The following is a 22,875-nucleotide window of genomic DNA, read 5'->3' on the forward strand; positions in this document are numbered from 1 at the left end:
CGCCGATGTTTCCTGTTCGACGCCGCGCCCGATACACCACCCTGCTCGTGGGAGCGCTCGCGGCGCTGCCCGTCATCGCGCAGCCCGCCGTTTCCCAGCCGTCCGTCATCGCCCGCAGCGAAGAGGGCATGACGTGGCAGCCGCGCGCCATCCGGGGCCCGGTGGCGCTGGAGGACCTGCGGGGCCACGCGCCCTATGTGCCCTCCGGCGTCCCCCAGGTGACGGGCGCGATGGAGGTGTCCGCCAAGAAGGGCGCCGCCGTGTGGCTGGGCCCGCTGGACGTGGTGCGCGTCACCGGCCCCGCCGGAGCGCTGCGCTTCACCCGCGTGCCGCTGTCGGAGGGCGACGAAGCGCCCGAGCTGCGCGTGGAGGAAGAGGGCGTGTCGGAGCGTCCGGGCCGCTGGTACCTGGCGGAGCCCATGGGCGCCGGCAGCATCTGGTGGATCACCGCGCCGAAGAACGCCCGCATCGTGGTGGAGCGCCCGACGCACACGTCCACGGCGCACACCGAGGAGCGGATGCGCGACGCGCTCCTCAAGTGGGTGGACGGCAAGGGCCCGCGTCCGGCGCTGGCCTTCGACGCGGCCACGCGCGCGCGGCTGGACGTGGACGCGGCGCTGGAGGCGGAGCTCGTGAAGGACGAGCCCGCGTCCTCGCCCTTCCGGACCGCGGTGCGCGACTGGCGCAAGGCCGCGGCGCTGCGCGAGTGGGCGCTGGTGTCGCCCCTCTACGGGCAGGCGGTGCGCGTGGAGCGTCCGCGTCCCACCGGCACGGAGGTGGTGCTGGAGGGGATGGACGCGCCCTGGGTCCGCCCGGAGGTGAAGGGCTCGGTCTGGGCGCTGGAGCTGGAAGGCCCGGGCGTGTTCTCGCTGGAGGCGCGCGCCGTGCTGGGCAATGGCGCGCCCGCCGAGGCACCGACGGTGGAGGTGTACGGCGTGGGCGGGGTGCTCGCGCAGGCGCAGCTCACGCCGCAGCCGGCGTGGGCGGAGGCGCCCGAGGGCGCGGCGCTGCCGGACGGGCGCACCGCGCGGGTGCTCGCGTCGGGTGAGCGCGTGGGCATCGTGGAGGAAATGCGCGTGGCGCTGCCTCCGGGCAAGCACAACTACCGCGTGAGCTGGAAGGGCCCGGCGCCCATGGTGCGTGCGCGCGTCGCCACGCGCCGGCCCACGCTGTCCGAGGCGCTGTCGCACCAGACGCACTGGACGGAGCTGGCGGAGAAGGCGTGGGAGGTGGTGAAGCAGGACACCGCCGCTCGGCCGTCGCTGCTGCGTCAGCGGCTGGTGACGCTGATGCCGGACCTGGCGCGCGGCACGTACGGGCGGATCAAGACGGAGGGCCTGCCGCCGCTCCTGCACGCGATGGCCGCCCTGGTTGACGGTGACACGGACGTCGCGGCGGAGAAGCTGAAGAGCACGGACGCGTCACCGCTCGCGTGGCACCTGCGGCTGCTCACCGCGAAGAAGCTGCTGGACTCGGGCAAGGCCGACGTCGCGCACGCGCTCCTGGGCACCGCGCCCGCGCTGCCGGACGCGGGCTTCCTCACCGCCGAGGCGTCGGAGCTGGTGGCCCGCCTGCCGCTGGGAGACCCGCTGCGCAGCCGCGAGCTGGCCGCGCTGGAGCTGGCGTGGCGCGCCGAGCCGCTGTCGGAGGACATCCGCCGCGGCTACCGCGCCGCGTGGTGGCGCGCGAGCCGCTGGTCGCAGGTGACGCCCGCGCCTCGTGAGGATGGAACCGAGGTGAAGGCCTCGCAGTGGCTGGACCTCCAGGGCATGGAGGCGGACGCGTCGATGGTGGGCAGCGCGCTGTGGCCGCTCGCAGCGGGCGGCACCACGCGCGTGCAGGCCACGGGGCTGGCGGAGGCCCCCACCCTGCTGCGCGCCTACGTGATGACGCCGCCGGGCGCGAAGGCGAACCCGGTGCTGCGCGTGGGGAGCAACACCTTCCCGCTGCTGCCGCTGTCGGCGGTGGAGCCGGTGGAGATTGCCCTGCCTCCGGGCGAGCACGCCCTGAAGCTGGAGGGCGCGGAGGGCACGCGCGCGTTCCTGTCGCTCGCGCCCGCGAAGGCGGACGGCGTGCCGGGCGAAGTGGGCTACGTGCGCTCGCAGTGGCCGGTGAAGGTGGACAAGAAGGCGGTGCGCTTCCGGGTGCCTGACGCGAAGCTGCCCTCGCCCGTGCGCGTGCAGTTCCGTCCGCTGGCTGCGGAAGCGGGGAAGCCCATCGTGGTGCGCATGAACACCGACGTGGGCCACCCGCGCCGGCTGGTGCTGATGCCTGGCGCCGCCAGTGCGCGCCACCTCGCGCTGGAGGGCGCGAAGGGCACGTCGTCCGCGCCGGTGTCCGCGGTGGTGACGCTGCCCGCGCAGGCGCGCGAGGTGTGGTTCGAGCCCGAGGATCCGAAGGTCCAGCTCGCCGTCTCGCTGGCGGTGCGCCGCGCGGAGGTCGCCACGCCCGAGGAGTCCCCTGCCCCGCCACAGCCGCAGGCCGCGGGCACGGCGTACGAATCCCTCCAGGCGCTCTCGCGCACGCTGCGCACGGGGCCCGATGAGGTGGAGCCGCGCCTCGCTCGCGCCGAGCTGCTCTCGTCGCTGCAGGAGGACGGCTTCGCCCGCGCGGACGTGGGTCGGTTGCTGGACGCGCAGGCGAAGCTGACGCCGGAGCAGCAGCGGCGCCTGCTCGCGCTGATGGACCGCCTGTCGCAGGTGGGCCCGCGCACGGTGCGCTTCGCGCAGGCCATCACGCAGCCCACGCTGGTGTCCCCCGCCTTCCCGGCGCTGGACATGAGCGGCTCACAACTGCCGGCACCCAGCGCCTCGGCGGGCAATGGCAGCACAGAAGGCTCGCTCGCCGCCACCAGCGCCTCGGCACGCAACGGCGGCACGGTGGACACGCAGGGCAATGCAGCGCCTGCCGCGAGCAACAACACGATGGATGCGCGCTCAGCGCAGGCCGGCAATACGACGCTCGCCGCGCTCAGCGCCCAGGTGCGCGAGGGCCACGAGGACGCGGCGCTCGCGGCGGTGTCGAGCGACAAGAGCCTCCAGGGCCGCTACCTGCGCGCCCGGCTGCTGTCGGCCTCCGGTGAGGACGCGGCGGGTGCGCTGGCCATGGCCGCGCTGTACCGCGAGACGGGCCTGCCGCAGGTGGGCCTGGAAGCGCTCGGCATGCTGGAGCGGCTGCAGGACTCGCCGCAGGCGTGGAAGGACGGCGGTGCGCCGCTCGGTGCCGCGCTCGCGAGCCAGCTCCAGGCGTGGGCGGATCATCCCGACGTGCGCCGCATGCGCTTCACCGCGGGCCGCTGGACGCGCTGGGAAGGCCTGCGCGACGCGGAGGAGACCGCGGGCTCGCTCGTGGCCACGTCGGAGGCCGGCACGGACGACGAGGACGTCGCCATGTCCGTGCGCAAGGCGCTGCTCGCCCCGCCCTGGAAGCTGTCCGAGGCGAAGCTGCTGCCCGCCGGTGCCTCGCGCGTGATGAGCCTGGTGGTGAAGCAGCCCCGGCCGCTGGGCGCCGAGGTCCTCTGTGGCACCACCCCGCGTCCGGGCGTGGACGCCGCCGGCACCTGCGCCTTCGCGCTCCGCGTGGATGGCCGCGTGGTGCGCGAGCTGAAGGTCGCCGAAGGCGAGACGGCCATCCTGGGCACGCGCCTGGACGTCCCCGGCCGCCACCAGGTGGAAGTCGTGATGGCGCGCGCCGACACGCAGCAGACCGGCCTTGTCCGCTTCGTGGAGTCCGAGGAAGCCAGCGCCAACGCCCGCGTCGTGGCCGCCCCGCAGCCGCTGTCCCTGCTGCGCAGCCGTCCGGGTGCGCCGGTGGTGATGACCGTGCTGGGCCCCACCGCCCTGCGCGTGCGCGCCTCTGCCCTGGCCCCCTCGTCGGGCCGGGAGCTGCTCCTGCGCAGCACGCCGCTGCCCTCGGGTGACGGCACCGGCGGCTCCAGCGCGGAGGACGGCCCGCTCATGCACCTGGGCCTGCCCGCGGACGCCGACCCCGGCCTCCAGGGCGCGTCCCAGCCACTGGGCCGCATGGGTGAGACGTGGCTGCTCTTGCCCTCGCGCGGTCCGCACCGCGTGAGCCTGGAGTCGCCCGAAGGTGAAGCCCTGGTGCAGGTGCAACTGGGTGTCGCCTCGGATCCGAGCGCCCTCGCGGCCCCGGCATGGGCCCAGGGCACCACGGGCCTGGAGCCGCTGCCCTGGCCCGCGCTGCCGCCTGGCCTGTCGCTCCTGCCGGAGGGCATGCCTCCGGAGGCGCGCACGGGCGGCCTGGGCATGGTGTCCGCGGAGATGGGCTACCGCAGCGAGGACGTGGAGGAAGGCGAGCTGCTCAACCGCCCGCTCCAGACGGGCCTGGAGGTCCGCCTGTCCCTGCGCCGCGAGCTGTCCCCGGGCCGCGCGTGGCTGCGCTTCACGCCCGAGGCGCGCTACCCGCTCAACCAGACCGCCGTGCTCGGTGGCACCGTGGCCGGCTACGTGAACCAGCTGCCCGGTGACCTGCGCCTGTCCATGCAGGCCTCCGTGTTCTCGCAGACCCTCGACGGCGCCATGCGCTGGAGCGCGCGAGGCCGCATCGCCGCGGACCGCTACCTGCGCCTGTCCCCGGACGTGGGCCTCATCCCCGGCCTGGGCCTGACGCTGGAGTCCATGCAGGGCGGCAGCGCGGTGGAGGCCAGCCGCTACGACCAGAACGTCTACTGGCTCTACGGCAAGGACCACCCGCGGCGCCTGTCGCCCCGGCTGTCCCTGCGCTGGCAGCCGTTCCAGGACCACGTGGCCACGCTGGGCATGGCCGCGGTGAGCAACGCCAACTTCTACACGGTGGACAACGCGGGCGCCTACGCGAGCTGGGCGGCGCTGCTGGGCGGCAGGCTCCAGGGCACGCGCGTGGAGCTGGGCTACGGCGCGTCGCAGCGCTTCCAGGATGATCACCGCTCCACGGCCTACCTGCGCCACCGCGTGTCGGGCCGCCTGGACTGGAACGTGTGGATGGGCAAGGGCGGCAACCGCCTCATGCTCTTCGCGGAGGACCGCGCGTTCCTCTCCGGCCCGTACGGCACGCAGAACGTCTTTTCACTCGGAGCGCGGTGGGATTGGACGGGTGGACGTGGGTTGCAGGACGTCACGCCCACCGAGGAGGAGTTCGAAGAGCTGCTGGATGAACAACGTTTGCAGCCTTGAAGGGTCGTGAGCTGTCCTGATCCGAACGCGTGCCTGGGGCGGCCGGGCAGGTTTCTCAAGCAATGAATAGCTCTGGCCGCGACATGCACCCGGCGAACGAACCTCTCGAAGCCCAGCTGCTGGAAGCCCTGCCCCCCCTGCACCGCCGTGTGCGGGGGGCCTCGGTCGAAGTCCTGGCCCGGCGGCTGGTGGAAGGCTGCCCTCGCCCCGCCGGCCTGGAAGGGCTGGCCCCGTGGCTGGGCGTGGCCCTGGAGGCGCTGGAGACGGAGCTGGCCGCGATCCACGCGGAGATCGTCCAGTTCACCCGCCAGCACAACGAAGCGGTGGATGACGCCGCGCGCCGCCAGGTCCTGGTGGAGCACCTCAAGGCCACGGTGAAGGACCGCAAGGACCGCAAGGAGGACCTGCGCGCCCTGGACCGGTGGATGGGCTTCGACGCCCTGCGCGAGCGCCAGGAGAAGCGCCGCCACAAGCTGTTGATCGAAGAAGAGACGGCGCTGCGCGCGCTGACGGGCGTGCTGGCCACGGCCCACCCCGAGGAGCTCCAGCCCGCCGCCGTGCCGCTGGCGAGGCAACTGCTGGACCGCGCCGTGGACGCGCCCCGCGCGCAGAACCGCTTCGCCGCGCTGGAGGCCTTCCGGCAGCTCGCGCAAGCCATGCCGGGCGTCGCCGCGTCGCTGCCCGAGGTGGGCCCCACGCTGACGAGCCTCGCGGGCCAGGAGGACGTGAGCCCGTTCTTCCAGGCGGAGGCCCTTCGCGCGCTGCTCACCGTGGACGCGCTGACGGGCCTGGCCCTGCTGCGCCAGCGGCTGCGCGCGCAGGCCCCTTCGGAGAAGGACTTCCTCTTCCGCCGTCAGGTGCTGGAGCAGTGCGCGCCGCTCTTGTCGGAGGAGCACCGCCTGCCGCTGCTCACGGAGGTCGCGCACCACGACCCCAGCGAGTACGTGCGCATGGGCCTGTGCGCCCTCATCGCGCAGCGTCCGGACGGCCAGCCGCTGCTGCGCCGTCTGGCGGGCCTGGAGTCGATGCACGCCGTCGCGGGACAGACGCTGTCGGAGCCGAGCCCGCGCGTGCGCACCGCCGCCGTGCTGGCCGCGGTGGACGCGGCGCTCGCATCGCCGAAGGTGAAGGGCCCTGCCCTCCAGGTGCTGGTGGACGTGCTCGGCCGTGACAGCGCGCCGCTCGTGCTGCGCGTGTCGTGCGAGCGCGCCGCCGCGCTGGCCGAAGCGCTGGGCGCCGCCGGGCTGGGTCCCGCGCACGCGGCGCTGCTGGATGCCGTGGAGTCGCTGACGACGCAGCCGGGCGCTTCGGGCCCGGTGGTGGAGGCCGCCGCCGCCGCCGCGCAGGTGCTGCGCCGGGTGAAGGACCCGGTGCGCCAGGCGTGGACGGCGTTCCTCGCGGGCCGCGTCTCAAAGCTCCGTCCGGGAAGCCGCACGCGCATCCCGCTCCAGCCCGCGCCGGAGACCCTGCCGCCGATGCCGGAGGACGCCGCGTGGCTGGGTGCCATCCTCGCGGACCTGTCGCAGGACGGGCACGGCCTGTACGCGGAGCGCACGGACAAGACGCTGACGCTGTGGCACGGCGACCGGCAGGAGCGCCGCCTGTGGCGCATGTGGCACGAGCTGGGCCGCCCCGCGCCGAACAAGCGCCAGGCGTTCTTGCACACCACCGGCCGCGTCATGTCCGGCACGCTGCGCGCGCACCCGGGCCACCTGGACGAAATCACGGAGACGCTGGTCCCCGGCGAGCGCGTCCACGTGGCGAGCCAGGGCAGCTGGGGCCGCCACCTGCCCACCATCGACGACCTGCTGGACATGCCGCTGTCGAAGGACGGCAAGGTCCACCTCTTCAGCAGCCACGGCGAGACGGTGCTGGTGCCGCCCGCCTCGCGCCTGCGCCGGCTGACGAACCGCCTGAAGGTGTCGAAGGACTACCGGCGGCTCGCGACGCTGCGGTTGGACTCGCTGGGCGGCGAGGAGCCCCGCGAGCGCCGCCGCTTCGTGGAGCACGTGGAGAAGGACCTGGGCGTCCAGGTGCGCTTCACGCCGTACGGTCAGAACAAGCAGGTGCCTTCTCCGCTCGCCACGCTCTTCCACGAGCCGGAGGCCGCGCCGAAGCCCCCGTCCACGCTGCACACGCCCGCGCTGCTGGGCCTGCAGAGCGGGTTCCTGGCGCTCCTCACCGAGCGCATCATGGAGAACGAGGGCTACTTCCTGGGGATGGGAGGCAACGGCATCGCGGCGCTGGGCCTCTTCACCGCGGCGCTCTTCTCCATCTTCCTGGGCGACACGTACGTGAAGCGCCAGAACGTGCGCAAGTCGCGGGAGAAGATTCCGCTGGTCATCGGCGGCTGGGGCACGCGCGGCAAGTCCGGCACGGAGCGCCTGAAGGCGGCGCTCTTCTCCGGCATGGGCTTCGAGGTCTTCGCGAAGACGACGGGCTCGGAGGCGATGTTCGTGCACAGCGCCCCGGGCGCCGGACCGTCCGAGTTCTTCATCTTCCGCCCCTACGACAAGGCCACCATCTGGGAGCAGAAGGACATGGTGGAGCTGGGCGCGCGCCTGGGCACGGAGGTCTTTCTCTGGGAGTGCATGGCGCTGCAGCCCAACTTCGTCGAGCTGCTCCAGAACGACTGGATGAAGGACGACTTCGCCACGCTGACCAACGCCTACCCAGACCATGAGGACATCCAGGGGCCGGCGGGCATCAACGTCGCGTCGGTCATCACCAACTTCATGCCCAAGGGCGGCCGGGTGGTGACGACGGAGGACCACTTCCTGCCGCTCTTCAAGCAGGCGGCACAGGAGAAGGACACGACGCTGCTGCACAGCGCGTGGTGGGAGGCGGAGCTCATCCCGGAGGAGTTCCTCGCGCTGTTCCCCTACCGCGAGCACCCGCGCAACATGGCGCTGGTGGCGACGCTGGCCGAGCAGCTCGGCGTGTCGCGGCCGTACGCGCTGGCGCTGATGGCCGAGCACGTGCAGCCCGAAATCGGCGTGTTGAAGGTCTTCCCGCCGGCGTTGGTGCGCGGCCGTCAGCTCCAGTTCATCAACGGGCACTCGGCGAACGAGCGCACGGGCTTCATGAACAACTGGATCCGCACGGGCCTGGGGGACGTGGATCCGGACGCGAACCCGGAGCGCGCGGTCATCACGGTCATCAACAACCGCTGGGACCGCGTGTCCCGCTCGGAGGTCTTCGCGCGCATCATGGTGGAGGACGCGCCCGCGGACCGGCACGTGCTCATCGGCACGAACCTGGAGGGCCTCCAGAAGTACGTGCGCGACGCGCTGGACAAGCACCTCCTGAGCACGGAGGTCGTCGCGGCGGAGGAGGTCGCGAGCCCCGAGGGTCAGGCCCGCGCGGAGGCGCGGCTCGCGAGGGAGCTGGCGAAGCTGAAGGTACCGCGCCCCACGATGGCGACGTTCATGGACCGGCTGGAGCGGTACGCGGCCGGCGCCGGACTCCAGGCCACGGCCACGCTGGCGCTGACGGCGGCGGTGGGCAAGGCGCTGGAGGGCGGCGACGACGACGTGGGCGTGGAGAAGGTGCGCCGCGCGCTGGAGCGCGAGGTGGGCCCGCTCATCGACGAGGCGCTGTCGCCGGTGTCGCGTGCGCAGCCGCAGGCGCTGCCGGAGGTGCTGACGGCCGCGACGAAGGACGAGGTGCGCGAGCACGCGCTGTACCTGCTGGCGCGCATGGCGGTGCACGCGCGGCTGAAGGCGCTGCTGCCCCGGGGTGAAGCGGATGCGCAGGGGCGCGTGAAGGCGTTCCACGCGAAGTTCCGCGAGGCCTACAAGGCCCTGATGCTGGAGCAACTGGTGCCGGTGTCCGACTCGCAGGCGACGGGCGACCAGGTGGTGGACGCGTGCGCCCGCGCGGTGCCGCCCGGGATGCAGGTGAGCATCATGGGCGCGCAGAACATCAAGGGCACGGGCCTGGACTGGGTGTACCGCTGGATGGCGCTGGACCGCGTGACGACGGCGCTCAAGGCGCTGGAGGGCACGTCGGTGGAGGCGCGGCGGCGGGCGCTGGAGTCGCTGGAGACGTTCGACGACTCGGGCTTCGTGGACGCGGGCCTGGCGCGCACGGTGCTGCCGGGGCTGGTGGGCAAGGCCGCGTCGCCGGACGAAGCGGACCGGCTGCGCAAGCTGGCGGAGCGCGCCCGGGCGCGGCACGAGTTGAAGATCAACGCGCTGACGCACACAGCGGCGGGCGGCGCGACGCAGGTGGTGGTGCGCAAGCTGGAGAAGGTGTTCGACTACCTGGACAGCGTGACGCGCCGGCGGCTGAGCGAGATGTTGCTGGAGGACCTGGAGACGGGCCGCGTGTCGCACGCGCGAGCGGCGGTGGAGACGCGCAAGCTGTACGAGCGCCAGAAGGGCGGCTGGCTCTTCCGCGGCCTCAAGAAGCAGCCGAAGCGGCTGGCGCCGGTGCCGGTGGTGGAGGCGCCCGTGCCCGTCGTGGCGGAGGCGCCAGCGGAGGCGGTGTTCAAGACGACGGTGGAGCTCCCCAGCACGAAGGTCCCGGTGCAGGTGCGCCACGTCTCCATGGACACCAACGCGTTGACGAAGGGCGAGGGGCCCGTGCTGCTGCGTGACGAGCCATTGAAGAAGCAGGGACCGGACCTCCCCGCCCCCGAAGCGGCGGATGACGCGGGCGAGCCGCTGTCCTGAGTCCCCCCGAGCGCGACACCCGAGGAGAGACGTACATGGAGGAGAGTCCCATCACGGACGCGATGCTCGGGGAGCGCGTCCCTTCCCTTCCCCGCTTGAAGGCGGTGGAGCCCGCGCCGCGCGGGCGCGTGGAGCCCCTGTGCGTGGAGGAGGTCCGGAGCCTTCCGGCCTTCGACGCGCTGGAGACGGAGTGGAACGCGCTGGTGAAGCGCGTGGACGACCAGGTGTTCTACCGGCACGAGTTCGTGCGCTGCTGGCTGGAGCACTTCGCGACAGGAGCGCGCCTGCGCATCCTCGCGGCGAGGAACGCGCTGGGCACGCTGGTGGCGGTGCTGGGCCTCAAGGAGGAGCAGGGCCACCAGTACGGGCTGCCGGTGCGCCAGCTGTCGTCGCTGACGAACAAGCACTCCTGCCGCTTCGACCTCGTCGCCGAGGAGCCCAAGCGCGCCGCGGTGGCCTTCCTGTCGCACCTGATGGGCGACCCGAGCTGGGAGGTCCTCCGGCTGTCGGACGTACCGGAAGGCGGCGCGGCATGGGAGCTGGTGCACGCGGCGAAGGGCGCGGGGATGCCCTGGGGCGCATGGCCGAGTGCGCGCTCGCCGTACCTGGCGCTGCCCTCCACGGTGGCGGCGTGGACGAAGGGCCGGAGCAACGCGAAGCCGCTCAGGCGAAGACGCAGGCGTCTGGAGGAAAAGGGCCGCGTGGAGGTGGAGCGCGTGGCCGGAATCGAGGGCCTGGGGTCGAAGCTGGAGGAGGCCTTCGCGTTGGAGCAGAGCGGCTGGAAGGCGCAGGAGGGCACGGCGATCGCGCAGGCCGAGCACCGGCGCGGCTTCTACACGGGGCTGGCGCGCACGGCGGCGGAGCGCGGCTGGCTGGGATTGTATTTCCTGCGGTTGGACGGGCGGCCCATCGCCTTCCAGTACGGGCTGGAGTACGGCGGCCGCTATCTGGCGATGAAGCCGGGCTACGACGAGGCGTTGGCGGAGGTGAGCCCGGGGCACCTGTTGACGGAGAGCCTGGTCCAGGACTGCATCGGAAGGGGTTTGAGCGAGCTGGACTTGCTGGGGGACGACGCCCCCTACAAGCGCGAGTGGACGGAGCAGGTGCGGCAGCACCATTGGCTGTTCATCTACCGGGACACCTGGATGGGACAGACGTTGCAGCGGTCGAAGTTCCGCTGGGCGCCGGTAGCGAAAAGGATGGTGGGCAGATGGGTCCGACGGCGCTGACGTTCTACAGGGCCGCGAAGCGGCTCCAGGCGCTCCAGGTGCCAAGGCTCGCGAACGTGGTGGCCACGGTGGGCGACCGCATCCACAACAGCCACGTGGACACGAAGGCCGCGCTGCACCCCACGGTGGAGCTGGGCTACGGAGGCATCGGCGTCATCATCGCGCCGGGCGTGGAGATTGGAGAGAAGAGCTTCATCTCCCAGAACGTGAGCCTGGAGCCCCTGCCCGGACGCGATGGCGTGCCGCGAGTCGGCCGAGACGTCTACATCGGCGTGGGCGCGCAGATTCTGGGCCCGGTGACGATTGGAGACGGAGCGAAGATTGGCGCCAACGCCCTCGTGCTGGAGGACGTGGCGCCGGGGGCCACCGTGGCGGGGATTCCGGCGCGTGAGCTGAAGCGGCAAGAACCGCCCACGGGGACGTGACGCTCAGCTGCCCTTGGGCATGTTCAGCGCCATCGCGACCAGCGAGAGGGTCAGGTCCTCCGGCTGGTAGGGCTTGAACGGGTTCAGTGTCGTCCCGGTCGAGTCCAGGTGATCCAGCCCGGACAGCGTCACGGACTTGGAGCCGGGGATGAACGCGTCCTGCGGCAACACCAGGCCGTCCGACTTCACGCCGTAGCGCTGGTGCATGTACTCCTGCATCGCGAACAGCGGCGACGTCGGGTTCGCGGTCGTGGAGGCCATCGACACGGTGGGGATGCCCGCGGGCATCGGGTGCTCGGCCAGGAACTTCTTGCGCGAGTCGTACGTCAGGTCCTCACCGGCCTGGATGCTGCCGCCGAGCGCCTCGACCGCGCCGCCCACGCCGTAGCGCACCAGCGGGTTGTCCAGCAGGTCCTGCGCCATGGGCGAACCGCCGTACGGCGACTGGATGGTCACCAGGGCGCGGACGTGCTCCTTGAGTTCCGGGTACATCGACAGCGCCGCCGCGGAGTCCAGGCCGCCCTTGCTGTGGCCAATCAGCACCACCTGCTTGCCGTTCTTGGAGGCCTCCAGCACCGCCTGCCGGACGATGGCCGCGTTGTGCTCCACGCCCATGTCCGTGTCCACGGGCACGCGGCCCACCTGCAGGCCCTGCGCTTCGAGCGCGTCCAGGTTCTTGTCGAAGTAGATCTGCTTGGGCGCCGCTTCCGAGAGCAGCCCGCCCACCGCCAGGAACACGCAGTTCTTGGCCTCGGGAGGCATCACGTTCTGGCCCGCGCGCACCGCCTGGTTCAGCTTCATGAACTCCGCAGTGGAGTCCTTCGCGGGCGGATACGCTTTCTGGATCCAGCCGATCTTGTCCGCCTCGCCCTTGCCGGGCCAGGGGATGGGAAGGCGCAGGGCATTGACCTGCTGCGAACCCGCCGGAACAGCCGAGCTGAAGCTGTCGCCCTTCACGACCGCGTTGAATCCCTGCGCGCCCCTGGCCCGGGCAGGGGCTTCCGGAGCGACCCGCGTCTGGGGGAGCGACGTGGTGTTGGAAGGACGCGTGACCTGGACCATGAGGGGACCTCGGGAGGGGGAGCCGAGCAATGCAGCAGGGAGGCTTGCCTACATTGTCGGTAAATGGCTCCAGGAGTTGCGTGCTCCGTTTCAGGCCGTGAGAAGCCAAGAGCCCAGACACATGCCGCAGCGCATCAGCACTGCTTTCCAGTGATGCCGGTGATGGACGGCTCCGCGTTCCGCGAGGTCCAGCGCGAGGATGCGGCACTGAAGCACATCCCCGGCTTCGTCCTGAGCGCGGGCCACCTGGGCGACCGCGTCCGCAGCCTGCGGCGTCGCGGGGGTCTTCAAGAAGCCCCTGTTGCTGGACGCCCTGCTCGCTGCGATTCAAGAGCACTGCGGCCCCAGGGCCTGAATCGCTCCGACTCCGGAGAGCGCATCACCTGCTCAAAGCCTCTCGCCCCTCGGCGAACCAGGTGCGGCGAACGGTTCCATCCGCGAATTGTTCCTCGCGCAAGATGATGCCATCCGCTCCGATGTTGCACTGCCGCGTGCGAGTCCCATGCGACATGCGGACCACGCACGGATAGAGCCCACGAGGCACGCCCAGGTCGGTCCGCGTCAGCAGCAGCCAATGCTCCCTGAACGCCAGGGCCAGGAGCATCAGCGCTGCACACCCCGTCAGCAGCCAGGGGGCAATGCTTCCCTTCCACTCCTTGTTGCGCTTGAAGCAGGTGGCGCTCTGGCTCACGAGCCCACCGGCTGCTTCGCTCCGGGGAATACGCCTCCAACGCTGTCCTCGAACGCTTTCGCAACCCTCATCGCAGCCTTGGCATCACGGTGTAGCAGGCCGGCCAGTGATGGGGGCATAGACCGTAAACAGCAACTCCGCCCCAATCCGCAGCAGCGCGGCCATGGCATCGCGGGAGACAGGAAACAGCGCCGCGGTCGGCTGCGAATCGGCCTGGATTCCCACGTCCATCGTCCGGGTTTCGCAAGCATCCCAATGCTTCCGAGCATCCGAGGGAAGGCTCTCGACCACCTGAGCCAGCCAATGCAGTCCCTCTTCCACGGACTGCGGCTGCTCGCGGTGCTCCAAACTGGCCTCGGTGTCCGTCACCCGGAGGACGAGCATGGACGGTTCCAGCGCCTGGACCAGTTCACGAACACCGGCGGTGCCGCGAAGCTCCAGGTCGATGTTCAGAAAATGAGTCATCGTTTCCTCTCAGAACTCCGGCTGTTCGTACCAGGCGAGCCCACCGATAGCGGACCTGGAACCCCAAGGGCAGCGTCTTCCAGGAACCTGGAACCCCAAGCGTCGTCAGCAGGGTACCTGGCCGGGCCCTGGCCGCTCCCCTGCCCTGCGGTCGTCAGCCCTGCCTACATGCCCCGTCCCCCAGGGGATGACCCGTCCAGGAACTGCTGCGCCCGGCCCTCTTGTGGCATATACCCACACCATGCCTTCCGCCCTCACCGCCTCCCAGATCCGCGAGGCGTTCCTCCAGTTCTTCGAGGAGCGCGCCCACCGCCGTGTCGCCTCCTCCTCGCTGGTGCCCGTTGGCGACCAGACCCTACTGTTCACCAACGCCGGCATGGTCCAGTTCAAGGACGTCTTCACCGGCCGCGAGCAGCGGGACTACCGCCGCGCCACCACGTCCCAGAAGTGCGTGCGCGCCGGCGGCAAGCACAACGACCTCGACAACGTGGGCTACACCGCGCGCCACCACACGTTCTTCGAGATGCTCGGCAACTTCTCCTTCGGCGACTACTTCAAGGCCGAAGCCATCTCCTTCGCCTGGGAGTTCGTGACGAAGCGCCTGGGCCTGGCCGTCGACCGGCTCGCCGTCACCGTGTTCAACGGCGAGAACAACATCCCCTGGGACGAAGAGGCCTTCGAGCTCTGGGCCAAGGAGGGCGTGTCTCGCGACCGCATCCTGAAGCTCGGCTACAAGGACAACTTCTGGGCCATGGGCGACACCGGCCCGTGCGGCCCCTGCTCCGAGATCCACTACCACCAGGGCGACGACATCCCCTGTGTCGAAGAGGCCGCGGGCCGCAAGTGCCAGGGCGTCGCGTGTGATTGCGACCGGTGGCTCGAAATCTGGAACCTCGTGTTCATGCAGTTCGAACGCAAGGAGAAGGACGCGCCGCTCATCCCGCTACCCAAGCCGTCCATCGACACCGGCGCCGGCCTGGAGCGCATCGCGTCCGTCGTGCAGGGCAAGCGCTCCAACTACGACACCGACCTGTTCCAGGGCATCCTCGCCACCGTCAGCGAGCTGTGCGGCAAGCCGTACACGCAGGAGACCGGCGCGTCCCAGCGCGTCGTCGCCGACCACGCCCGCGCCACCGCGTTCCTCGTGGCCGACGGCGTCCAGCCCTCCAACGTGGCGCGCGGCTACGTCCTGCGCCGCATCATGCGCCGGGCCATCCGCCACGGTGACACGCAGCTGGGCATCAAGGAGCCCTTCTTCTTCAAGGTCGTGGACCGCGTCATCGAGCTCATGGGCGACGCGTTCCCCGAGCTGCGCGACGGCCGCACCTTCATCCTCGAAGTCGCGAAGCACGAGGAAGAGGGCTTCCGCCGCACGCTCGACCGCGGCCTCAAGCTGATGGACGAGGAGCTGGCCAAGCTCCAGGCCTCCGGCGGCAAGATGCTCTCCGGCGACGTCGTCTACCTGCTGCACGGCACCTACGGCTTCCCGTGGGACCTCACGCAGATCATCGCGCGCGAGCGCGGCTACGACGTGGACCTGGAGCGCTTCAACAAGCTCAAGGAGAAGGAAGCCGAAGGCCAGGACTTCCACGGTGAGAAGAAGTCCACCACGGAGGTCTTCCAGACCGTCCTCGCCCGCACCGCGCCCACCCAGTTCCTGGGCTACGAGGGCGAGGGCCACGAGGGCGAGGGCAGCGTCATCGCGCTCGTGCAGGACGGCGTGGAGGTGCCGCAGGTCTCCGCGGGCGCCACGGTGGACGTGGTGCTGGACCGCACGCCCTTCTACGGCGAGTCCGGCGGCCAGCTGGGCGACACCGGCCGCATCGTCGCGCACGGCGGCAAGACCGTGGCGCAGGTGAAGGACGCGCAGCGCCCGGTGCAGGGGCTCATCGTCCACAGCGTGGAGGTGAAGGAAGGCACGCTGAAGGTCGGCGACATGGTGCAGACGTCCGTGGACGTGGAGCGCCGCAAGTCCATCCGCGCGAACCACTCCGCCACGCACCTGCTCCACAAGGCGCTCAAGCGCGTGCTCGGCGAGCACGTGAAGCAGGCGGGCTCCGTCGTCGCGCCGGACTTCCTGCGCTTCGACTTCTCGCACTTCTCCCCCGCCACCCAGGAGCAGCTGGAGCAGGTGGAGGACCTGGTCAACACCTGGGTGCGCGACAACGCGGATGCCCAGACGCGCGTCATGAACCTGGACGACGCGAAGAAGTCCGGCGCCGTGGCCATGTTCGGTGAGAAGTACGGCGACACGGTGCGCGTCGTCACCGTGCACCCGGAGTCCACGGAGCTGTGCGGCGGTACGCACGTGAAGCGCAGCGGCGACATCGGCCTGTTCAAGGTCACGAGCGAGAGCGGCGTCGCTTCCGGCGTGCGTCGCATCGTGGCCGTGACGGGCGTGGGCGCGCTCCAGTTCGTGCGCGAGCAGGAGCACGAGCTCAAGAAGGTCGCGGCGCTCTTGCGCACGAACCCGAAGGAGGTCGCCACCCGCGTGGAGGCCACCCAGAAGCGCGTGAAGGAGCTGGAGCGCAAGGTGGAGGAGGTCTCGGTGAAGGCGCAGTCGGCCTCGCAGAAGGACCTCATGGACCAGGCGCGCGAGGTCAACGGCATGAAGGTGCTGGCCACCCGCGTGGACCCCGCCGACGACAAGGTGTTCCGCGGCATGGCGGATCAGCTGCGCGACCGCATCGGCTCCGGCATCATCGCCATTGGCGGTGAGAAGGACGGCCGCGCCGTCATCCTGGTGGCGGCCACGAAGGACCTCGTCGCCAAGGGCATCAGCGCGGGCAACCTGGTGCGCGAGATGGCCAAGGAAGTGGGCGGCAAGGGCGGCGGCAAGCCGGACATGGCGCAGGCCGGTGGACCGGACGCGGACAAGCTGCCCGTGGCGCTCGAGAAGCTCTACGAGCTGGTGAAGGGCGCGAGCCCGGCGTGAGTCCCCGCGCTTCATCCCGCTCCCTGACGTTCCTGACGGCGGCCCTCCTCCTGGGGGGCTGCACGAAGGAAACCTCCACGCCTGAAGAGGGGCAGGAGGCCGAAGCGCGCACGCTCCAGAAGCTGCGCGCGGAGGCGGACCGGGTGAAGCAGGGCGGCGCCGTGACCACGCGTCCCCAGCCGGCCCAGCGCGAGCCGGAGGAGTCGAAGCTGGCGGGCCTGGCCGCGGGCATGGGCGACTCCGGGCCGCGCAAGCTGCGGCTCCCCGAGCGCAACGACACCGTGCACGTGGACACGGTGGCGTTCAAGGTGACGGGGCTGGAGGCGTCGCACTCGGTGAAGGGCGGCTCCGGCAAGGTGGGGCTGGGACTCACGACGGAGGACCTGTTCCTGCGCGTGGAGCTCATCACCCAGAACGTGGGCGGGATGCCCGCGCCGCTGACGCTGGACGGCGCGAAGCTGACGGACGCGAAGGGGCAGACGTACCCGCTGGCGCGTGACGCGCAGGCGGTGGCCGGCACGAAGCCCCTGCCCACGACATGGGCGCCCGAGCAGCGCACGGAAGTGGTGCTGCTGTTCGAGGTGCCGCCGGACGCCGTGCAAGACGATGGGCTGGCGCTCGTGGTGCAGGGCTCCGGCGGGGACGTGCGGATCCCCTTGCGATGACCGGGCCGGCCCCCAAGCTCCTCCCCCTGCGCATCCGACTCCCGTACACGGAGGAGGAGGAGTTCATCGAGCGGTACGGCTCGAACGTGGGGCGCGGTGGGGTCTTCGTGGCCACGAAGGCGCTCAAGCCGGAGGGCACGGGGCTGGCGTTCGAGTTCGTCCTCGCGGACGGCACGCGGCTGTTGCGCGGTGAAGGCGTGGTGGCCAAGGCGCAGCCGGAAGGGGGCAGTCCCCGCACCGGGATGACGGTGCGCTTCACCAAGCTGGATGCCGTGAGCAAGGCGCTCATCGATCGCATCGTCGCGCGACGGAGCGGGACGGAGGCAGTGGCTTCGCCGCCTGCCGCGCCCAGGACGGAGGCCGCGCCGCTGCCGCCCGGGCTCGTCCGGCGGACTCCGGCCGTGAATCCGTCACGGCCCGCCGCACGCGTCGGGGCGGAGGCAGTAGTGCCCGCGGCTCCGGCGCCGCTGGAGCCTCCGGCGAGCGCCTCCCGCGAGGCACCGGAGACGCGCGCCGCGCCGCCGAAAGCGTCCATGACGTTGCCGGCCGTGTCGGTGCCCGACGCCGTCGCGGCGCCGGACCTGGCTGAACCGGATGAGCCGGTGTCGCTCTTTCCGGAGGAGCCGGTCGACGAGGAGGAGGCGCTCGCGCCCCTTCCGGAGGTCGGCCTTTCGCGGAAGGTGCGGCGCAATCCGCCAGGAGAAGGGGCCCAACGGGCGACCCAGGAGATGTTCACGGTCCAGCCGACGGTGCCGGAGCCCACCGTGGCGCGGCCTCCCGCGGCTTCCGGCACCTTCGCGGCCGTGATGCCGCCTCCGGTCGAGGCCGGGTGGGAGGGAGCGGGTCCGGCTGAGCCTCCCGCGGATCAACCGCCGCTGGAGTCCTCGGGGGACGCGGGTGAGTCAGGGACGGATGCGCCTTCCTGGGAGGCCGCTGGGACCGCCGAGGCCTTGGGGACGGATGCGCTGTCCGGTTCAGCGGCGGCCGATGAAGGCCGTGCGGAAGCGTCGTCCTGGGAGGAGCCGTCCGCCGGTATCTCGAATGTCGCGGCGGAGTCGTTCGGCGATGCCGAAGCTTCCGCATGGGATTCGAATCCGGACGCGGCGACTGCTTCAGAGGGTGATGACGGCCGAGCGGAAGCAGCGTCCTGGGAGCAGGCCGCCACGGAAGCAAGGTCCGCGGCATCGGAGTGGGAGGCCTCCGGTCCGGAGCCTCGCACGGACGAAGCGCTTCCACGGGAGACGGGAGCAACGGAGCCCCCTGACGAGGGCGATGCATCCGCGGCAGTCCACTTCACTCCCGCGTCAGTGGAGGCGTTTGATCCGAACGCCGTGCTCGGAGCCCCGCACGCTCCCGAGCATTCCGAGTGGGCCTCCGAAGCCAGCCCGGAGGAGCCTGGCGACCAGGCATTCGCGGGCACTCTGGGCGAAGCGGAACCGGAACGCGCCGAGGCCGCGACCGCGCCCGATGCATCGTTCGATTTCGATGTCGACCTCAGCATGGAGCCGGAGGAGGAACCCGCTCCGGCCGTGCCCGGTTCCTCGTTCGAACCGGCGCACAACCCGGCGGAAGGTGACGCGGACGCGACGCTCCCTCCGGAAGAGCATGGTGCATGGGCTGCTCCGGGCTCCGACGCGGGGGGACTCGCGGCGGAAACAGCGCCGCATGAGGGAGAGCTCCGTTCCTGGGAGGCAGCGGACGTCGGCTCCGAGGAAGTCGCCACTGAAGCAGCGTTGCCTCTTGAAGCGCGCGACTCCACGGCTGAACTGAACTCCGGCGCGGATGGAGTCGACGCTGAAGCAACGCCTCCTGCGGTGGAGTCCTTCTCCGCAGCGCCAGACGCGGAGGCGATGGGCGGCTCGGAGGAGGCGCTTCCGCCCCCGGAACCGGTTGCGACGCCGAACCAACGGGAGGCCGACCGCCTTCGCGCGTGGGGCATCGACCCGGATTCCCTTCCGCACGAAATCGGCACGGCGTCGGAGGACGTGGATCCATTCAGCGCGGCGCTTGAGCAGGCTGTCGAAGCCACGGCGCCGGCATCGAGCGAAGACGTCTCCACGTCACTCGTCGATGAACCGATGCACGGGCCGGACACGGAGCCCGTGCTCGGCTCGCCAGCCTTCACGACCTCCGCCGCTGAGCCCACGGCGGACCAGGACCTTGCGCCTGGATCCGACTCCGCACCTCCGCAGGACGAGGACGAGTCGTCGACAGTCGTCGTGGTCGAACTGCCGACGGAGGATGCCTGGACGGCGCTTGTCGGATCCGCGGCGCCTGCTCCGGCCAACGACCCGACCGCCGCCGAAGCAGAAAAGCCCTTTGCGGCGGATGCAGCGCTTGCGGATGACGCTTCGCCCGAATCCGAACGGGCGTGGGTCCGAGCGACAGAGGACGAAGCGGCGCTGAGCGCGGCGCCCCCTACCGCTTTTGCTCCAGACGAAGTGTCGTCCGTCGTCACGACTCCGGACGAGGCGGAAGCGCGCTCCTCGAGCGCCCCGGTTCCGTCGAGCAGGTCTCTCGAAGAGACGCTGTACGCATCGCCGGTAGCACCGGTCACGGGGAGCCACGAGGAGGCTTCGCCTCAGTCGGTCTCCACCACCACGGTCCCGGACTCCTCGACTGCGCTCGCATCCAACACGAGGCCATCGGTTGAGGGCTTCCCGAGCGCAACAGCGGCGCTCCACGTTCCGGACGGGACCTCCGCTTCGCCCGTCATCGAGTCCCAGCCGGTTCCGGAAGAAGCCACGCAGCCTGCTGCCGCGCGCGAGCCCGGTGCCAACGAAGCTGCCACTCCGGCCAGCGCAGGCTCGGAGCAACTCCCTGCGCGGGCATCCACCACGACAGAGTCTCCGAGCGCCGACGAAGTCGCCGCTCCGCACAGTACGGCGTCGGAATCACTGCCCTCTCAAGCACCCGTCTCGACGAGGTCTCCGAGCGCCGAAGAAGCTGCCGCTTCCATCAGCACGGCTCCGTCACAACCGCGCACCGAGGAGCAACTCTCCCGCGCCACCGAAGCTACGGCTCCCTTCAGCACGGCTTCGTCACAGCCGCTCACCGAGGAGCAACCCTCCCGCGCCAAAGAAGCTGCTGCTTCCATCAGCACGGCTCCGTCACAACCGCTCACCGAGGAACTTCTCTCCCGCGCCACCGGAGCCACGGTTCCAGTCAGCACGGCTTCGTCACAGCCGCTGGCCACGGAACAGTCCTCGCACGTCAGCGAAGCCACGGCGCCACTCGGCACGGCATTGTCACAGCCGTCGGCCACGGAGGAGTCCTCCCGAGTCGGCGAAGCCACGGAGCCCACCAGGACGGCTCCACCACAACCGCGCACCGAGGAGCTTCTCTCCCGCATCAACGAAACCGCAGCGCCAAGCAGCTCGGCTTCGTCACAGCCACTGGCCACGGAGCAGGCCTCCCGCATCAACGAAAACGCAGCGCCAGGCAGCTCGGCTTCGTCACAACCGCAGGCCACGACGGAGCAGGCCTCCCGCATCAACGAAACCGCAGCGCCAGGCAGCTCGGCTTCGTCACAACCGCAGGCCACGGAGCAGGCCTCCCGCATCAACGAAACCGCAGCGCCAGGCAACACGGCTTCGTCACAACCGCCGGCCACGGAGCAGGCCTCCCGCCTCGATGAATCCGCGGCACCAAGCAACACGGCTTCGTCACAGCCGCCGACCACGGAGCAGCCCTCCCGCATCAGCGAAGCCACCGCGCCAGGCAGCGCGGCCTCGTCACAGGCCTCCGCCGCGACACAGGCCCCGCGCGCCGACGAAGCCGCCCCACCGCCCGCCGCTGATGCACCGAGCAGCACCACCACCGCGCGCAGCCGGCGCCGCACGCTCTTCGACCTGACTCCCGCCGTGCCCGTCACCACTCCCGCGGCGGCGGAGGTCGTGCTCGGCATCGACGTGGGCACCTCGCACGCTCGCGTCGCCGCGTTCATCAACGGCGTCGCCACGCCCATCCCCATCCCCGGCACCGACGGCGCGGGCATTCCCTCCGTCATCGCGGTGGCCAGCTCCGGGGAGCTCCAGGTCGGCGCCGCCGCGCTCGTCGAAGCCGCCCGCGCTCCCCGCCGCGCCGCGGTCGGACTCAAGCGCCTGCTCGGCGTGCGCGCCCGCTCCCCGAACCTGCGCTGGCTCTCCCCGCAGCTGCCCTTCCCCATCGCCACCGACCTCCACGGCGACGCGGGCGTGGAGCTGGGGGGCCGCATCGTGGCGCCCACCCTCCTCACCGCGATGCTGCTGCGCGAGCTTCGCGAGGCGGCCACCACGTTCCTCGGCCGCAAGGTGACGCGCGCCGTCCTCTGCGCCCCGTCCCACTTCACCGAACGCCAACGCGCCGCCCTGCGCGAGGCCGCCACCATGGCCGGCCTGGACGTGCCCCGCGTGCTCACCAACAGCGCCGCCGCGGCGCTCGCGTACGCGCACGGCCGGGGCCTGGCTCGCAAGCGCGTCCTCGTCGTGGACCTGGGCGGCGGCGGCCTGGAGGTCTGCGTCGTGCAGGTCACGGGCGACGACCTCGAGGTCGTCACCACCGGCGGTGACCCCACGCTGGGCGGCATGGACTTCGACGGCCGCATCGCGGAAGCGCTCGTCAGCGACCTCTCCGAACAGGGCCACCCGCGCCCCGAACACCCGCTCGACTGGGGCCCCCTGCGCACGCTCGCCGAGTCCACCAAGGAGACCCTCTCCACGAAGGACTCCGTGGACGTCACCCTGCCCACGGGCCCCGGCCCCACGCTCGACCGCGAGCGCGTGGAGGCCCTCACCGCCGACCTCGCCCAGCGCGTCGTCTCCGTCACCCGCGAGGTGCTGGAGTCCAACGCCCTCTCCCCTCAAGGCCTGGACGCCGTGCTCCTCGTGGGCGGCCAGTCCCGCGCGCCGCTCGTGCGCCGCCGCCTGGAGGAGAGCCTGGGCGTGCCCGTGCGCGACGACGACGTGGACGCCCGCACCGCCGTCGTGCGCGGTGCCGCGCTGCTCGGCCACGCGCTGCTGCTATCGGAGACCGGCAAGCCCGCCGCCAGCGTCTCGGAGGTGCTCACCGCCCCCATCGGCATCGCCGAGGACGCCGGCACCTTCCGCCGCGTACTGGAGCGCAACACCCGCCTGCCCACCGCCAAGACGCTGGTCATCCCCGTCACCGCCCCCGGCCCGCTGGCGCTCGCCGTCTTCCAGGGCACCGCCGCCACCGCCGTGGAGAACGAATGGCTCGGCGCCCTCACCCTCACCGTGGAGCGCCCCGGCGAGGTGGAGGTCCACCTGGAGCTGTCCACCGACGGCACCCTCGCCTTCAGCGCCACCCTGCCCGGCGCGAAGCGGCAGCCCGTGGTGCTCGCGACGGAGGACCTGGACGACGCCTCCCGCGAGGCCCTCATCGCCCGCTCGCCCTTCCACACCGAACCGGAAGCCCGGCCGAGCGGCCTGCTTTCCGGTTTGAAGAAGCTCTTCGGCCGGCGCTGAGGCCCTCGGCCTCCTGGCTCCACCGCGCGGGCAGGTACCCTGTCGGGCCCCGTCGCCCCAGCTTCCAGTCCAGGTCCCACACATCCCTCAG

General features: G+C 71.5%; 11 protein-coding genes. 7 read left to right on the forward strand and 4 right to left on the reverse strand.

Features of this window, described 5'->3' with window-relative positions:
• The first annotated feature begins 5 nt into the window (after positions 1-5).
• From AABA78_RS06425 to AABA78_RS06440, 4 genes are all read left to right on the forward strand, one after another.
• Positions 6-5,171: a hypothetical protein gene (locus tag AABA78_RS06425; protein ID WP_338262087.1), complete on the forward strand. Its 5,166-nt coding sequence runs from the start codon at positions 6-8 to the stop codon at positions 5,169-5,171.
• A 62-nt stretch (positions 5,172-5,233) separates the two neighbouring features.
• Entirely contained in the window at positions 5,234-9,847 is a 4,614-nt protein-coding gene (locus AABA78_RS06430; RefSeq protein ID WP_338262088.1) for a hypothetical protein, read from the forward strand.
• A 35-nt stretch (positions 9,848-9,882) separates the two neighbouring features.
• The gene (locus AABA78_RS06435; protein WP_338262089.1) at positions 9,883-11,076 is read left to right on the forward strand and encodes a GNAT family N-acetyltransferase; all 1,194 of its coding nucleotides are present in this window, start codon (positions 9,883-9,885) and stop codon (positions 11,074-11,076) included.
• Positions 11,058-11,501, forward strand: a complete 444-nt coding sequence (locus tag AABA78_RS06440) for a serine O-acetyltransferase (RefSeq protein ID WP_338262090.1) — start codon at positions 11,058-11,060, stop codon at positions 11,499-11,501. The genes AABA78_RS06435 and AABA78_RS06440 overlap by 19 nt, the downstream gene beginning before the upstream one ends.
• Positions 11,502-11,504: 3 nt before the next feature.
• Here AABA78_RS06440 and AABA78_RS06445 read toward each other — a convergent pair whose 3' ends face one another.
• From AABA78_RS06445 to AABA78_RS06460, 4 genes are all read right to left on the reverse strand, one after another.
• On the reverse strand, positions 11,505-12,563 hold the full coding sequence (locus AABA78_RS06445) for an esterase/lipase family protein (protein ID WP_338262091.1): 1,059 nt from the start codon (positions 12,561-12,563) through the stop codon (positions 11,505-11,507).
• 90 nt (positions 12,564-12,653) lie between these two features.
• On the reverse strand, positions 12,654-12,854 hold the full coding sequence (locus AABA78_RS06450; protein WP_338262092.1) for a hypothetical protein: 201 nt from the start codon (positions 12,852-12,854) through the stop codon (positions 12,654-12,656).
• Between the two features lie 88 nt (positions 12,855-12,942).
• The gene (locus AABA78_RS06455; RefSeq protein ID WP_338262093.1) at positions 12,943-13,254 is read right to left on the reverse strand and encodes a hypothetical protein; all 312 of its coding nucleotides are present in this window, start codon (positions 13,252-13,254) and stop codon (positions 12,943-12,945) included.
• 84 nt (positions 13,255-13,338) lie between these two features.
• Complete coding sequence (locus AABA78_RS06460) at positions 13,339-13,719, reverse strand: hypothetical protein (RefSeq protein ID WP_338262094.1); 381 nt, start codon at positions 13,717-13,719, stop codon at positions 13,339-13,341.
• A gap of 241 nt (positions 13,720-13,960) precedes the next feature.
• On the opposite strand from AABA78_RS06460, the gene alaS reads away from it, so the two are divergent.
• The 3 genes from alaS to AABA78_RS06475 are packed head-to-tail and all read left to right on the forward strand — an operon-like array spanning position 13,961 to position 22,784.
• Entirely contained in the window at positions 13,961-16,654 is a 2,694-nt protein-coding gene (gene alaS, locus AABA78_RS06465; protein ID WP_338262095.1) for an alanine--tRNA ligase, read from the forward strand.
• Positions 16,651-17,319, forward strand: a complete 669-nt coding sequence (locus AABA78_RS06470) for a DUF4352 domain-containing protein (RefSeq protein ID WP_338262096.1) — start codon at positions 16,651-16,653, stop codon at positions 17,317-17,319. The genes alaS and AABA78_RS06470 overlap by 4 nt, the downstream gene beginning before the upstream one ends.
• Entirely contained in the window at positions 17,316-22,784 is a 5,469-nt protein-coding gene (locus tag AABA78_RS06475) for a TIGR02266 family protein (RefSeq protein WP_338262097.1), read from the forward strand. Before AABA78_RS06470 ends, AABA78_RS06475 begins: the two co-directional genes overlap by 4 nt.
• The last annotated feature ends 91 nt before the right edge of the window (positions 22,785-22,875 follow it).

It is taken from the genome of Corallococcus caeni (genome assembly GCF_036245865.1).
GTDB lineage: Bacteria > Myxococcota > Myxococcia > Myxococcales > Myxococcaceae > Corallococcus > Corallococcus caeni.

Coding starts and splice junctions, on each gene's coding strand:
- AABA78_RS06425 (WP_338262087.1), top strand. CDS start 6: ATGTTTCCTGTTCGACGCCGCGCCCGATACACCACCCTGCTCGTGGGA.
- AABA78_RS06430 (WP_338262088.1), top strand. CDS start 5,234: ATGAATAGCTCTGGCCGCGACATGCACCCGGCGAACGAACCTCTCGAA.
- AABA78_RS06435 (WP_338262089.1), top strand. CDS start 9,883: ATGGAGGAGAGTCCCATCACGGACGCGATGCTCGGGGAGCGCGTCCCT.
- AABA78_RS06440 (WP_338262090.1), top strand. CDS start 11,058: ATGGGTCCGACGGCGCTGACGTTCTACAGGGCCGCGAAGCGGCTCCAG.
- AABA78_RS06445 (WP_338262091.1), bottom strand. CDS start 12,563: ATGGTCCAGGTCACGCGTCCTTCCAACACCACGTCGCTCCCCCAGACG.
- AABA78_RS06460 (WP_338262094.1), bottom strand. CDS start 13,719: ATGACTCATTTTCTGAACATCGACCTGGAGCTTCGCGGCACCGCCGGT.
- alaS (WP_338262095.1), top strand. CDS start 13,961: ATGCCTTCCGCCCTCACCGCCTCCCAGATCCGCGAGGCGTTCCTCCAG.
- AABA78_RS06475 (WP_338262097.1), top strand. CDS start 17,316: ATGACCGGGCCGGCCCCCAAGCTCCTCCCCCTGCGCATCCGACTCCCG.